Origin of the sequence: Tolypothrix sp. PCC 7712, from assembly GCF_025860405.1 — a bacterium.
In the GTDB taxonomy this organism is placed as follows: domain Bacteria; phylum Cyanobacteriota; class Cyanobacteriia; order Cyanobacteriales; family Nostocaceae; genus Aulosira; species Aulosira diplosiphon.
Genome location: NZ_CP063785.1, coordinates 3,180,477 through 3,195,727, shown reverse-complemented (window position 1 = coordinate 3,195,727; position 15,251 = coordinate 3,180,477). Strand labels below are relative to the sequence as shown.

Here is a 15,251-nt window from a genome sequence, read left to right as displayed (position 1 = left end):
TATCTAACTAATTAATACCAACAGTAGTCATGAACTGTATACAGAAAATCTCTCTTCCTTATGCCCATTTTGAAGACAGTATTTGAGATTCCTGTATAGCCTAACGGCCAAGACTTTTAATCTAAAATCCAAAATCTAAAATCTAAAATTGCTATGAGAGGTATCGGCCCAGTTGTTGCGCCTGAACAACAAGCAACTAATCAACTCTCAACCTTGCGGCGCTTTTTACAATACTTGCGACCTTACCGCAAAGAAATTCCCATTGCCTTGACATTAGTCATGATTGGTGCATCAACCCAGGCGATCGGGCCATTTCTACTTGGCTGGTCAGTGGATCACCTAATTGCACAGGGTAATTTGCAGGGATTGCTCTTGCTATTAGCCTTACTAGGGGTAATTTATAGCCTTGGTGTCTGGGCAATTCGCGGTCAAATTATGCGAGTTGGCTGGATTATGCAGCGCTTGCTGGCGCAACTACGACAAGATATTTTCATTAAAATTCAGAGTTTACCACTGAGCTTTTTTGACCGCAGTGAAGCTGGCGATTTGATGAGCCGTCTGCTAAATGATGTCAACACTGTCAATCAAGCATTTGGGCAAACAATCGCCCAAATGTTAGGTAATATTTTCAGTTTGGTGGGCATTGTGATTGCCATGCTGACAATCAATCTGCAACTTGGTTTGTTGAGTAACCTAGTTGTACCACTAATGATTTTAACTACCAGCTTGTTTGCTCGTTGGGCAAGAGCCAGATTTCGTGTCACTAGGCAAACCATCGGCGAACTTTCCGCCAAATTGGAAGAAGATATTGGTAGTGTGCGGGAAGCACAAGCATTTAACCGCGTACATATTAATATCGCCGAGTTTGACATTCTCAACGCTGCTAATCGGGATGCCAATGTGGAAGCTGTGGCAATTACTGCGGCATTTTTACCATCGATTGATTTTCTTAACACCCTAGCAACCGCAGGTGTTCTCGCCTATGGCGGCTATCTAGCTGTTACTGGTGGCGCAACAGTGGGTGTAGTGACATCCTTTTTACTGTATGTACAGCAGTTTTTCCGTCCTATTCAAATTCTTAGTCAGTTTTACACTCAAGCTCAGTCTGCATTTGCCGGATTAGAGCGAATTTTCCTACTTTTAGATGAACCATCCCAACTCAATGATGTTCCTGATGCCATTGAAATGCCACCAATTCAAGGAGAGGTAACTTTTGAGGATGTCAAATTTGGTTATAACCCAGAGCAACTAGTACTAAAAGGTGTAAATTTACACGCTTATCCAGGACAGATGATCGCCTTAGTCGGCCCTACTGGCTCAGGCAAAACCACCATTATTAACCTGATATTGCGCTTTTATGATGTCTCTGATGGCGCAGTCAAAATTGATGAAATCGATGTGCGGAGTGTGACGCAAGCTAGTTTGCGCCGTCAAATTGGCATTGTCCTGCAAGATAATATTTTATTTAGCGGTACTGTAGCGGAAAATATTGCCTTTGGTGTTCCTAACGCTACCCAAGCAGATATCGAAGCTGCAGCACAACTGGCAAATGTGCATGAGTTCATCACCTCATTACCCCAAGGTTACACCACTCAATTAGGTGAACGAGGCGCACCTCTCAGCCAAGGACAACGCCAACTAATTAGTATTGCCCGTGCAGTGTTGATTAACCCACGAATTTTGATACTTGATGAAGCTACCAGCAGTATAGACACCCGCACCGAAGCACTCGTACAAAGTGCGATCGCACGCTTGCTGCAAGGACGTACCAGCTTTGTCATTGCTCACCGCCTCAGTACTGTAACTCAGGCTTCCCAGGTGTTAGTCATTCAGCAAGGACAAATTGTCGAACGGGGAACTCATGCAGAACTAATTGCTAAACAAGGTGTCTATGCAAACTTGTATGCTCTTCAGTTGGGTGCAACTGCTACATAACCAGTGGTCTGCCGCATTAGTTGTGAGAAGTTGGTGGTGGTCAGATCCCCGACTTCTTAAAGAAGTCGGGGATCTAGCAACCCAGCAAGGGTCTTAAAAAACTAAAATACAGAAAACTTCGTTGTATTAAATTATTATGTTTGAAAGAGTTTTAATTTCCACAGATTTTGCTGATGGTTTGCACCGTCTGGCACATTTTGTTTCTAGCCTCGGGCTAGCAGGAATCAAGCAAATTGTGTTTTTGCACGTTGTACCAGTTTGGGAAAAAGGCGCTATTCCAAAAGTGGATACTGAGAAAATTGCAGAAGCACAAACGCAATTAGCAGCAGCAGTTGGTGAACATAATTCAGATGTAGAAGTAAAAATAGAAGTTCAATCAGGAAAACCAGTCGAAAACATTCTGAAAGTAGCGCAAACTTATCAATCTGAACTAATTATTTTAGGTTCTCAAAGTCGCAGCTTATTCACAGAAAAATTAGTGGGAAGTACGATGTCTGACTTATCCCACCAAACCAAAATTCCTCTATTAGTCTTACGTCCTCAGTTAATATCTGCCTATACTGACGAAGAATTAACACTGCGTTGTCAGCACCTTTTCCGTTCTTTACTACTTCCCTATAACAATACTCAATCAGCGAATTATCTGGTAAAACAGGTGAAAAATTTAGCAGAGAAACAGCGTGGCCAATCTCTGCAAAATTGTCAGCTTTGTTGGGTAATAGATGACTGTGGTCGTCAAGAAAGACCACCAAAAATTTTGCCACAGCAGGCGCAAGCAACTCTATCTCAAATTAAAGCTGATTTGGAAGGAGTAAATTTACAAGTCAAAACAGAAGTTCGGGAAGGAAACCCTGTAAATCAGATTTTAGAAACAGCTTTCATGGCTGATATTAGTGCAATTGCTGTGTCTTCCGAAACTATAGGTAAGCTCCAGGAATGGTTGGTTTCTAGTTTTGCGGCTGAAATCTTGCGTCAAAGCTGGTATCCTGTAATCTTTTTCCCATTCCCAGGAAGCTAATACGATTTTAGATTTTGGATTTTGGATTTTGGATTTTGGATGAAGTAAATCGCCCTACTTAAATATTTTTGGTCAAATTTTCGGGGAACTGAGGCTACTCACGATTAGCAGTGACCAAGGAACTTTGATATCTGGTATCAGCCAGGAATTTTTTCTCAGTTGTGGTATTGCCATAGGTAGCAGAAACCGCAAAGAACGTAGTGATACAGGTAGGTTTCCTTCTTGATCTACCACTCCATATCGCTGTGCTAATTCGGCAACAATATGTACATGCCCTGTACGGGATATTACTGTGGAATCGTTGGCTAGTTTAGCAATTACTCGTCCTGTTAATAGCGGTGTTTCCCAGTTGTAGCGATCGCTAAACATGGATTTTTTCGGGTCAGTTGATTTGCTGTCAGCCATTTCTGCGGCGATGCTGCTAATATGTTCTGTGCCCACAATCCCCGGCCAAAGGGAGATTGAAGCCACATTATAGGGTTTTAGTTCAACAGCCATATCCGTAGCGAGGCGATCGCACGCGGCTTTACCCGCACCATAGGCTGCACCAAAAATATACGACAGCCCACCCCAAGAGGAAATATTACAAATTAATCCTTGTTGACGTTTAGCCATCATTCTGGCTGCAAAAATACTTGCTACATAGTGACTACGTAAACCGACATTGTTGCAAGCATCCCACAGACTCGCGTCAAAATCCCAAAAAGGTTGATCACCAATCTTTCTTAAAGCTGGGACTCCTGAAAATACATTATTTACCAACAAATCCAGCTTTCCATCTTGTTCTTGTTCAATGCGTTGAAAAAGCGATCGCACTTGCTCATCATCACTGTGATCGACTGCAATCGGAATGCAGACACCGCCAGCTGCTTCTACTGCTAATTTGGTGTCATTTAAATTACCTCCAATATCATCCTGAGCATTAGAGTTATTCAGGCTGCGCCCTGTAATGTATACAGTTGCGCCTGCTTCACCTAGTCCAATGGCAATTCCCTTACCAATACCCCTAGTGGCTCCTGTGACTAATGTGACTTTTCCTTGGAGATATTTCATAATTGCTGGCTTTGCTTGTAATTACCTAAACAAAATTAATTTATCAAACTAGCATTTTTCAACCTAACACTTCCTTTCTCTTAAGTGTGGTTGGTCTCATAGTTTTTTGGGAATAATAAGTGCCAAACGGCTATATAAATTTTGATTTTTAGCAAATAAAATTGATTTGTGGAGTATAACCATGACAAGAGAAAGTGATAAATTTTCCCACATTAATGGCTATGAATTCGTCGCCAAACTCTACCAAGGTTATAAAAGCGAAGTTTATCGCGCTATTAGAGTTGCGGATCAACAGGCTGTTGTCATCAAAATATTACGGTTGGAATTTCCTAGTTTCAACGAACTGTTGCAATTTCGCAACCAATATACTATTGCTAAACATCTTGATACTCCCGGTATCGTCTGTCCTTTAAGTTTAGAAGCTTACCGTAATAGCTATGCATTGGTAATGGAAGATTCTGGAGGAATTTCTTTAAAAGAATACACCAGCAATCAACCACTAGCATTGATCGAATTTTTGCAAATAGCACTGCAATTAACTGAGATTATTGACTATTTATACCAAAATCGCGTCATCCACAAAGATATTAAACCTGCGAATATTCTCATTCATCCAAAAACTCAAGAAGTTAAACTCATCGACTTTAGTATTGCTTCTTTATTACCTAGAGAAACCCAAACCATGATCAGTCCTAACGTTTTAGAAGGGACTTTAGCTTATTTATCCCCCGAACAAACAGGACGGATGAATCGGGGTATAGATTACCGCAGTGATTTTTATTCCTTGGGTGTAACATTTTTTGAACTACTGACAGGAAAATTACCGTTTAATTCTCATGAACCGATGGAGTTGGTACATTGTCATATTGCCAAACAACCGCCTTTAGTGAATGAAATTAACCCTGCAATTCCTCTAGTACTGGGTGAGATTGTGAGTAAATTAATGGCAAAAAATGCCGAAGACCGCTATCAAAGTGGCTTAGGTTTGAAATATGATTTGCAAAAATGTCTCGCTCAATTAAACGCTACCGGGAAAATTGCCTACTTCGATATTGGCAAACGAGATATATGCGATCGCTTCATTATCCCCGAAAAACTCTATGGGCGAGAAACAGAAGTTCAAACTTTACTCAGCGCGTTTGATCGCGTTGCCAATAATAACTCAGAATTGATGTTGGTTGCTGGTTTTTCTGGTACGGGAAAAACTGCTGTTGTCAATGAAATTCATAAACCAATTGTCAAACAACATGGGTATTTTATTAAAGGTAAGTTTGACCAGTTTAATCGTAACGTTCCTTTCTCTGCCTTTGTCCAAGCCTTGCGGGATTTGATGGGACAATTACTGACTGAAAGTGATAGCCAATTGCAACAATGGAAAACTCAAATTCTATCAGCATTAGGTGATAACGGACAGGTAATTATTGAAGTAATTCCCGAGTTAGAAGAGATTATTGGTACACAACCACCTGTACCAGAACTTTCTGGGAATGCAGCCCAAAATCGCTTTAATTTATTGTTTCAAAAATTTATTTCTACTTTCACTATTCCCGAACATCCTTTAGTAATTTTTCTGGATGATTTACAATGGGCAGATTTGGCTTCGCTAAAACTCATGCAACTCTTAATGAGTGAAGCCAATCGCGGCTATTTACTAATTATTGGTGCTTATCGAGATAACGAAGTTTCTCCTATTCACCCTTTAAGCTTAACTCTATTTGAAATTATCAAAACCAAAGCAACAGTCAACACCATTACTTTAAGCCCACTGAATAAATCTGATATTAATCTCCTGATAGCTGATACTCTTAGTTGTACTGAAGAGATTGCCCTCCCTTTAACAGAATTAGTCTATAAAAAAACTAAAGGTAATCCTTTTTTCAATAATCAATTTCTGAAAAAATTATATGAGGATGGGTTGATTACTTTTAATTTTGAGTTAGGCTATTGGCAATGCGACATTGCTGAAGTTACAGCCTTAGCTCTAACTGATGATGTGGTTGAATTTATGGCAATTCAGTTACAAAAGTTGCCACAAGCCACTCAAGATATTTTAAAATTAGCTGCTTGTATTGGTAACCGCTTTGACCTCAATACCCTAGCAATTATTTATCAGCATTCTCAAATTGAAACGGCTGCTGATTTATGGAAAGCTTTACAAGAAGGAGTGATTTTACCTAATAGTGAAGTTTATAAATTTTATCAGGAAACTGGGAAAGATTCTGACTCACAACCTTTTGCTAATGCCAGTTTCCAAGTTCCTACCTATAGATTTCTACACGACCGAGTACAGCAAGCATCTTACTCTTTAATTCCTGAAAATCAAAAACAAACAACTCACTTAAGTATTGGGCAGTTGTTACTGAAAAATACAGATGATGCAGACTTAGAAAACCGCATATTTAATATTGTTAATCAATTAAACTTAGGGATTGATTTAATTGTTGAACAAAATCAAAAAAATCAACTAGCTCAACTTAATTTAATTGCTGGTAATAGAGCTAAATCATCTACGGCTTATGCTGCGGCTGTGAGTTATTTCAGTATTGCTATGAAACTGCTAGCAGCTGATAGTTGGGATAGTGAATATGATTTGACTCTAGGACTTTACGAATCTGCGGCTGAATCAGAATATTTAAATACCAACTTTGATGCTTCTAAAAAATTAATCGATATCACCCTTCAGCACGCAAAAACAGCCTTAGAGAAAGTTAAAGTCTACGAAATTCAGATTCAATCGTACACCGCGCAAAATAAATTTATTGAAGCCATCGCGACAGGAAGGGAAGCCTTAAGCTTACTGGGTGTCACTTTACCAACAGACTGCGATCGCGAAACGACTTTCCAAGAAGCCGAACAAGTCAAACTGCTGTTAAGCGATCGCTTAATCAGCGACTTGGCTAATTTACCAGAACTCCTTGACCCCAATCAACTGTTCGCCTTGCGGATTCTCTCTGGCTTATTTGCACCAGTTTATATTGCTCAACCCGCATTGCTACCGTTAAAGATTTTCACAATGGTGAAAATTTGTATTCAACATGGTAACTCTCCCCAAGCTGCGATCGCCTATAGTTTGTATGGATTACTGTTGTGCGGTATGGGAGAAATTGATGCAGGTTATCAATTTGGTACTTTAGCAGTATTAATGTTAGAGCGTTTCCCAGCAAAAGAGCTAAAAAGTAGAGTTTATCTCACCTTCAGTTTATTTATTAAACACTGGAAAGACCCAATAAAATCTACATTACCATTATTCCAAGAAGGTTTAGTAAGTGGCTTAGAAACTGGGAATTTAGAATATGTAGGTTATTGCGCCAATTGCTATTGTCAGTTTCTCTTTTGGGCGGGAGAACATCTAGATATTGCTGAGTCTGAATCATTTAAATACTGCAACCTCATGGCAGAAATTAAGCAAGAGGTATCGTTAATTTGGGGTAAAATTTGGAGACAAACTGTCTTAAACTTACAAGGTAAAGTTAATAAACCTACGTTGCTTCTTGGTTCTGCTTTTAACGAAAAAACAGATTTACCGGGATTAATTGAATATCAAAATATTAACGGTATTTGTTATGTTTATCTAGCGAAAACTTTATTATCCTATTTCTTTGAAGACTACCAAGATGCATCTGAATTTGCTCAAAAATTTGAAGAATACGAAGCTGGTGCAACTGGTTTAGCAATTATTCCTCTGAGAAATTTTTACCAATCTCTCAGTTTACTTGGTTTATGCTCCACTGCTGGAGAATCACAAAAGCAAGAATATCTCAAAAAAGTCTCAGAAAATCAGCAGCAAATGCAGAAATGGGCAGAGTTCGCCCCAAGTAATTATCAGCATAAATATAATTTGATTGAAGCCGAAATAAATCGGGTTTTAAACAGAGAATTTGCTGCTTTTAATCTCTACGATGATGCTATTAAGCAAGCAAAAGAAAATGGCTATATTCAAGAATTAGCCCTTGCTAACGAACTTGCAGCAAAATTTTATCTCAACTGGGGTAAAGAAAAAGTTGCCGAAGCTTATATGCAAGAAGCTTATTACTGTTATGCTCATTGGGGAGCTAAAGCAAAAACTGATGACTTAGAAAAACGCTACACGCAACTGCTCCAACCAATTGTCCAACAACAAGAACACCGTTTCAATCCGCTACTAGAAACTATTCCTACTATTGCCTTTTCAGGGACTTCTGCATGTACTAACTCTTCTAGTACCAATGTTTCTGATGCTCTAGATTTTACCTCTGTCCTCAAAGCTGCTCAAGCTATCTCTAGTTCCATCCAATTAGATGAACTCATCACCAACCTTACCCGCATTATTCTAGAAAACTCTGGTGCCAAAAAATCTGCACTAATTCTTCCTGTAGAAGATACTTGGCAAGTCAGAGCAATTACCTTTATTACTTATCAAGAAAATTCCCAAACTCAAGTTAAAACTATTCTTGAATCACAGCCATTAGAGCAATGTCAAGATATTCCCATAAAAATTATCTATTATGTCAAAAATACTCAACAAACAGTCATCATCAATAATTTAGAAACTAATATTCCTGGCGTAATTGGGGAATATATGTTGAAGCATCAACCCAAGAGCGTTATTTGTACACCAATTATTAATCAAGGTTATTTAGTAGGCATTATCTATTTAGAAAATAAACTCACTCAAGGAGTATTTACTAATGACCGTTTGCAAGTGCTAAAATTACTTGCTTCCCAAGCAGCTATAGCATTAGAAAATGCGCGGATGTACCAACAAGCGCAACAAGCATTACAAGATTTACAACAAGCGCAATTACAAATAGTCCAAAGTGAAAAAATGTCAGCACTGGGAAATTTAGTTGCAGGGGTAGCCCATGAAATGAATAATCCTCTCGGCTTTATTTCTGCTAGCTTAACTCAAACTAAACCTAGCTTCGCAGATATTATAGAACATTTGAGACTTTACCAACAAAGCTTACCAAACCCTAACGACGAAATTATCAATCACGCAGAAGAAATTGATTTAGATTACCTATTAGATGATGTGCCCAAGGTAATTGATTCAATGGAAATTGCTTGTAATCGCCTGAGTAATATTAGCACCAGCTTAAGAACTTTTTCCCGTGCCGATAAAGATTACAAAGTAAAATTTAATATCCATGAAGGTATCGATAGCACAATTCTGATTCTTAAACATCGCCTCAAAGCTAACGAACACCGCCCAGCAATTGAAGTAATGACAAATTATGGCAATCTACCAAAAATAGAATGTTTTCCAGGGCAATTAAATCAGGTATTCATGAATATTTTAGCAAATGCCATTGATGCCTTAGATGAATCAAATACTGGACGGAGTTTTACAGAAATTCAAACCAATCCTAACCTGATTACAATTACTACATCTGTGCAAAATAAAAACGTAAAAATTTCTATTGCTGACAATGGACTGGGGATGTCAGAAGAAGTCAAAGCCAAGATTTTTGACCATTTATTTACTACTAAAGGTGTAGGTAAAGGAACAGGTTTAGGATTAGCGATCGCACGTCAAATTATTGTAGAAAAACATGAAGGCATCATTAATGTCAACTCTGCTCTAGGTAAGGGTACAGAATTTGAAATTCAGATTCCTATCTATGGCGATAATGACTAAATTCACCACAAAAGTAAAAGGGTAAAATTAAAACCCTTACCCTTTCCCCTTTAACCTTTCCCCTAAATCAATTTCTCAATGCTATTACTTATTTCCTTGAATCGCACCCATCCGCACAGTTCCCGCCTGACAATCCCGTAGCCAAATTTTAATTGCTTGAGCAATAGCGCTATTACTACTATCTCTTGGGGGAGATACTGGTTGTCCAGGAACAGATGCATCAGTTTGAGTAAACATCATTACCAAACGCCAGCCATTTTGAGTTTTAGTCAACAATAGCCAGTGGAACTCTTCTAATTCCACAGCTTTCCCCCCAACATACTGCCGTTCTAAAGTAGTAAAGAAAACTTGATCGACTCCTGATGATGAACTTTTTGCTGTCTCTGGGGTGTCAATTCCCGGATTCAAAGGTAAAGGTGTAAACTCTGGCCTACCTGCTAAAAGTATATAACTGTAAACTTCACTACTCCGGCTAAGACGGCGGGCGCGTTGACTGACGCGATTAGTATAACTCGGTAAATCGCGTAGCATCCAAGTAGTTAAAGATTGCACATCTTGCTCAGTGCAAGCAGACTTCACCTTATCCTTAGATACAGATGAGTTTTGCGAAAATGCTAAGTTATCAAAGCTGTTAAATACTAGCCAGAAGCAACAAACTATCAGCCAGAAGCGGCTTTTTTGGGGATTGGGGAACTCGGGGCCCCCTCTGGGGATAAGGGGTAATGGGGGCTGGGGAACTCGGGGCCCCCTCTGGGGATAAGGGGTAATGGGGACTGGGGACTGGGGATTAGGGGTAATGGGTAATGGGTAATGGAGATTGGTTTTCATGCTTGGTTTTGGGAGCGATCGCCTATCACTTCTGGAAGAGAGAATATTTCTGTTTTATGCCTCTTGGGAACTGCAAAAAATTAGATTATCGAGTTTTGAGAGCAAAGGCGAAATTATATTCCTCCTCTGCTTCCTCTGCTCCCCCAGCCTACACAGCGACAGGATATTTTTTATTTGTTAGTCTCTTTGGTTATCTCCTCAATAATTCTGTTCCAGGCTAACTCAGGCTCGGTAGCCGCAGTAATTGGACGGCCAATTACCAAATAATCTGCCCCAGCTTTAATGGCTTGTGCTGGGGTGAGCGATCGCTGTTGATCTGCTTTGTCTGCCCAACTTGGACGCACGCCAGGACAAACAAAGAGAAAATCATCCCCGCAGGTTTGCCGCAATTGTGCTACCTCTTGGGGGGAACAAACTGCACCATCTAACCCTGTTTCTTGAGCTAGTAGCGCCATTGACAAAGCATATTCTGGCAATTCTAGGGGAATTTTTAAATCAAACGCCAATTGCCTAGCAGAAATGCTCGTCAACAGCGTAATCGCAATCAATTTCGGCGGTTTTACACCCGCTTGGGCTGCCCCTGTTTGTACTGCTGCGGTTGCGGCTTTCAGTGCATCCTTACCAGCAGTAGCATGAATAGTTAACAAATCCACCCCATAACGAGCCGCCGCCTGACAAGCGCCAGCAACAGTATTGGGGATATCATGAAACTTTAAATCCAGAAAAATCTGCTTTTCTCGAGATTTTAGCTCTGCGAGAATAGCTGGCCCAGTGCTAGTAAATAACTCTAAGCCAACTTTCCAGAAATTCACTTGCGGAAGCTGATCCACAAGAGCGATCGCACTCGCTACATCTGGTACATCCAAAGGTACAATAATTCGCTGCTCGGCTTTCATCGGCGTTGATCGGCGGTTCATTTCATAGATTAAGGTACTAAGCGCACAAACTTGTTTTTCCCTACCTGCAAAACTTTCTGAGCTAACTCATCAGGTTGGGCAAAAGTGGTATCAACATTAGTAATGCGATCGCCATCTAGGTAAACCCCACCTTCTTGAATTTTGCGTTTACCTTCGCCGCTACTTTTGCACAGGCCGCTAACATTGAGCAAATAAGCCAATTTTACGGGAAACTGGGGAATTTCAGCCAAAGAGAATTCCGGGATAGCACCTTTTTTACCACCGCTATCGGCAGCTGCTTTCGCCTGATTCGCCGCAGCTTCACCATGATATTGTTTCACAACTTCCCATGCTAAAAGTAATTGGCGATCGCGTGGGTTTGCGGGCAATTTCTCTAAAGCTAAATCTGTCAGTAGCTCAAAATACTGGGTTAGTAATTGATCGGGAACTCCCTGCAACTTTTGATATTTATCTGATGGGTGTTCCGATAACCCTACATAATTACCTAAAGACTTAGACATTTTCTGTACGCCATCTGTACCAATCAAAATTGGTAGTAATAGCCCAAACTGAGGCTTTTGCCCAAAATGGCGTTGTAAATCTCGCCCCACAGCAATATTAAATTTTTGATCAGTTCCGCCTAACTCCACATCAGCCTCAACCGCCACAGAATCATATCCCTGCATCAACGGATAAAGGAACTCATGAATGAAAATTGGATTCTCTTTTTTATAACGTTCTGCAAATCCTTCCTTGGCTAGCATCTGCCCTACTGTCATTGTGGAAAGTAATTCTAAAATTTTTCCTAAATCTAGCCGGGAGAGCCATTCGGAGTTATAACGTACCTCTAATTTGCCAGGTGTGTCAAAATCCAATATGGGGCGTACTTGGTCAAGATAAGTCTGAGCGTTCTGCGCTACCTCTGCTTCTGTCAGTTGGCGACGTACCTCAGATTTACCAGTTGGATCGCCAATGCGAGCTGTAAAATCACCAATAATTAGCACTGCTGTATGACCAGCATCTTGAAAAGCTCGCAGTTTTCGTACCGGTATGCTATGACCAAGATGAATATCAGCACCGGTTGGATCAATGCCTAATTTGACCCTTAAAGGTCTGCTTGTAGTTGCCAAGCGCTTTTCTAAAGTTTCACTTTCGCTGTCAACATCTGTTGGTTGTGGGAAGATTTCCACAACACCACGACGCAACCAAGCAAAATCTTGCGCCATGCTAGGAGATTCGCTATTAATTAAACTTTGGGCTGAAGAAATTAAGTTGGTTGTATTCACTGGCAATTTGTCCGTTCTCTTATCTGCCAAACTACTATAATTGCAAAAAATCAACCGCCTTGCTTCGCCAAATCAATTACAGTTAAATTTACAAGTGAGGAAGTGAAATCGCCGTGTCGTCTAGGACTTTTGAAGACAAGGAGCCACACACTAAGGCTTCATCAGGTTTTGAGTTTTTGAAAGGAGTAGGTCAGGTAGCTGGCGCAACTCTATTATCAATCACGATGCTGACAAGTTCAATTGTGGCGGGGGGATTGGTGGGCTTGGCTATTAGTTTCCGTAACTTGCCAGATGTGAGGCAACTACGTAACTTTTTTCCTTCAGAAACTACTTATATTTATGATCTTAAAGGCAAGCTGTTAGCTAGTGTTCATGGCGAAGCTAACCGCGAAGTGATGCCCTTAGATAAAATTTCTCCCAATTTAAAACGGGCTGTATTAGCCAGTGAAGATGGTCATTTTTACAACCACCACGGTATTAACCCTACAGGTGTAGGGCGTGCGATCGTGGTTAACTCAATTGCTGGTGGAGTTAAAGAAGGTGGCTCTACCATCACCATGCAGTTGGTGAAAAATATATTTTTGTCTCAAAAGCGTGCCTTTACCCGCAAAATCGCAGAAGCAGTTCTGGCAATCCGCTTAGAGCAAATTCTTTCTAAAGACCAAATATTAGAAATGTACCTCAATCAAGTGTATTGGGGTCATAACAACTATGGAGTACAAACTGCAGCACGCAGTTACTTTAACAAATCCTCAGAATATTTAACTTTGGGCGAATCGGCGATGATGGCTGGTTTAATTCAAGCACCAGAGGAGTTTAGCCCTTTTGTCAGCATGAAGTTGGCAAAACAAAAACAAAAAGAAGTTTTAGGGCGGATGCTGGACTTGAATTGGATTAGCCAGCAAGAGTACGATGATGCTCTCAAGCAAGAAATTAAATTAGGTAAAATTAGGTCATTTCAAGGTAGTGCATTACCTTATGTCACTAATACTGTATCTCAGGAGTTAGCGAAGAAGTTTGGGCGAGAAGCATTGTTGAAAGGCGGTATGCGTGTCCAAACTACAGTTGATGCCGAATTCCAAAAAATGGCAGAGCAAACTGTCGCTACCTGGCATGAAAGGCTCCAAGGCGAAGGCTTATCTAAAAATCAAATGGCTTTGGTAGCAATCGACCCCCGCACGCATTTTGTCAAAGCTTTGGTAGGTGGTGTAGACGCTAAAACCAGCGAATTTAACCGTGCTACCCAAGCGCAACGTCAGCCTGGATCTTCTTTTAAGCCATTTGTATACTACACAGCTTTTGCTTCTGGAAAATTTGCACCAGACACAACGGTGGTAGACGCTCCAGTTAGCTATCGAGATGGTAATGGTTGGTACTATCCCAGAAACTATGATGGTGGGTTTTCTGGGGCCATGTCAATTCGCACAGCCCTAGCCCAATCGCGTAATATCCCTGTCATTAAGGTTGGTAAGTCAGTGGGGATGAATAAAGTCATCGAAACTTGCCGTACCTTAGGAATTATGAGTCCAATGGAGCCAGTAACTTCTTTACCTCTAGGTGCGATTGGCGTGACACCATTAGAAATGGCTAGTGCCTATGCCACCTTTGCTAATTATGGTTGGCAGTCACCACCCACAGTCATTGCCCGTGTTACAGATAGTAGCGGAAACGTTTTATTAGATAATACACCCAAGCCCCAGCTAGTTTTAGATCCTTGGGCATCGGCAGCAATTATCAATGTTATGCAATCGGTAATTACTGATGGTACTGGTAAAAATGCTGCTATAGGTCGCCCTGCTGCAGGTAAAACGGGTACAACATCCTCAGAAAAGGATATTTGGTTTGTAGGTACGGTACCCCAGTTAACAACTGCTGTCTGGGTTGGTAGAGACGACAATAGACAATTAGCCCACGGTGCTACAGGTGGGGTGATGGTAGCCCCCATCTGGCGTGACTTTATGCAAAAGGCTTTAAAGGATGTACCAGTAGAAAGCTTTAAATCGCCCTCTCAGTTTCCTCGTCCGAAATCGAATGAGCGAGAATAGGAACTAGAGAATGGTTACTGGGGACTAAGGACTAGAAGCTGATTAATATTGACTTTTTGGATTTGAGATTTTGACTGACTTAATAGCAGCACTATTACCAAACTTCTAGCCCCTAGACCCTATACTTGTTTTTCCAGCTCGGCTTTCATCCGTTGTAGAGTAAGATGCATTTGGTCAAACATTTGTTGTGGTGTCACTCCAAACTGACCTAGCTGAGTTTTCATCTGCTCCATAGTCATTTGTGCCATGAAATCTTCTGATAGCTCAAAGCGCTTCATAAAGATGCGATACCGATCCATCATGGCTTCCATTTGCTCAATAAACAGCTTTTTACCTTCACGGTCAAATTTGCCGTAGCTATTACCAAGCTTGATAAGTGCTTGATAATCGTCAAACAGCTGTTTCGCTTCTTGCTGAACTATCTCAGAGTCAAAGAATCCCATTTTGTTTAATATTCAACTGAGCGCCCACACTCAGCAAATTATGGTTTTGCTTATATTTTTATTCTAGTCTAGGGCAATACTCTAGGGAATAAGCTCCGGTTCCTTTACGGTTTTTTAGGGAAATTTCAAC

General features: G+C 40.6%; 9 protein-coding genes. 4 read left to right on the top strand and 5 right to left on the bottom strand.

What is annotated here, in order from left to right; translation table 11 throughout:
* The first annotated feature begins 153 nt into the window (after nucleotides 1–153).
* Together HGR01_RS13205 and HGR01_RS13200 are read left to right on the top strand one after the other, a co-directional pair.
* Nucleotides 154–1,935 (top strand): ABC transporter ATP-binding protein, encoded by a 1,782-nt coding sequence (locus HGR01_RS13205; RefSeq protein ID WP_045874005.1) that lies wholly within the window; start codon nucleotides 154–156, stop codon nucleotides 1,933–1,935.
* Nucleotides 1,936–2,071: 136 nt separating this feature from the next.
* The gene (locus HGR01_RS13200; protein ID WP_045874006.1) at nucleotides 2,072–2,953 is read left to right on the top strand and encodes a universal stress protein; all 882 of its coding nucleotides are present in this window, start codon (nucleotides 2,072–2,074) and stop codon (nucleotides 2,951–2,953) included.
* A 72-nt stretch (nucleotides 2,954–3,025) separates the two neighbouring features.
* Here HGR01_RS13200 and HGR01_RS13195 read toward each other — a convergent pair whose 3' ends face one another.
* Entirely contained in the window at nucleotides 3,026–4,006 is a 981-nt protein-coding gene (locus HGR01_RS13195; RefSeq protein WP_045874007.1) for an SDR family NAD(P)-dependent oxidoreductase, read from the bottom strand.
* A 181-nt stretch (nucleotides 4,007–4,187) separates the two neighbouring features.
* On the opposite strand from HGR01_RS13195, the gene HGR01_RS13190 reads away from it, so the two are divergent.
* Entirely contained in the window at nucleotides 4,188–9,623 is a 5,436-nt protein-coding gene (locus HGR01_RS13190; RefSeq protein ID WP_045874008.1) for an ATP-binding sensor histidine kinase, read from the top strand.
* 84 nt (nucleotides 9,624–9,707) lie between these two features.
* Here the strand turns inward: HGR01_RS13190 and HGR01_RS13185 are convergent, their stop codons facing one another.
* From HGR01_RS13185 to tyrS, 3 genes are all read right to left on the bottom strand, one after another.
* The gene (locus HGR01_RS13185; protein ID WP_320076067.1) at nucleotides 9,708–10,202 is read right to left on the bottom strand and encodes a hypothetical protein; all 495 of its coding nucleotides are present in this window, start codon (nucleotides 10,200–10,202) and stop codon (nucleotides 9,708–9,710) included.
* 419 nt (nucleotides 10,203–10,621) lie between these two features.
* Nucleotides 10,622–11,347 (bottom strand): orotidine-5'-phosphate decarboxylase, encoded by a 726-nt coding sequence (pyrF, locus tag HGR01_RS13180; RefSeq protein WP_045874009.1) that lies wholly within the window; start codon nucleotides 11,345–11,347, stop codon nucleotides 10,622–10,624.
* Nucleotides 11,348–11,376: 29 nt separating this feature from the next.
* Entirely contained in the window at nucleotides 11,377–12,573 is a 1,197-nt protein-coding gene (gene tyrS, locus HGR01_RS13175; protein ID WP_045874151.1) for a tyrosine--tRNA ligase, read from the bottom strand.
* A 173-nt stretch (nucleotides 12,574–12,746) separates the two neighbouring features.
* Here tyrS and HGR01_RS13170 point away from each other — a divergent pair, with 173 nt between their 5' ends.
* Nucleotides 12,747–14,678 (top strand): transglycosylase domain-containing protein, encoded by a 1,932-nt coding sequence (locus HGR01_RS13170; RefSeq protein WP_045874010.1) that lies wholly within the window; start codon nucleotides 12,747–12,749, stop codon nucleotides 14,676–14,678.
* Between the two features lie 119 nt (nucleotides 14,679–14,797).
* Here HGR01_RS13170 and HGR01_RS13165 read toward each other — a convergent pair whose 3' ends face one another.
* Nucleotides 14,798–15,121: a DUF1825 family protein gene (locus tag HGR01_RS13165; RefSeq protein WP_045874011.1), complete on the bottom strand. Its 324-nt coding sequence runs from the start codon at nucleotides 15,119–15,121 to the stop codon at nucleotides 14,798–14,800.
* Between the last annotated feature and the right edge of the window lie 130 nt (nucleotides 15,122–15,251).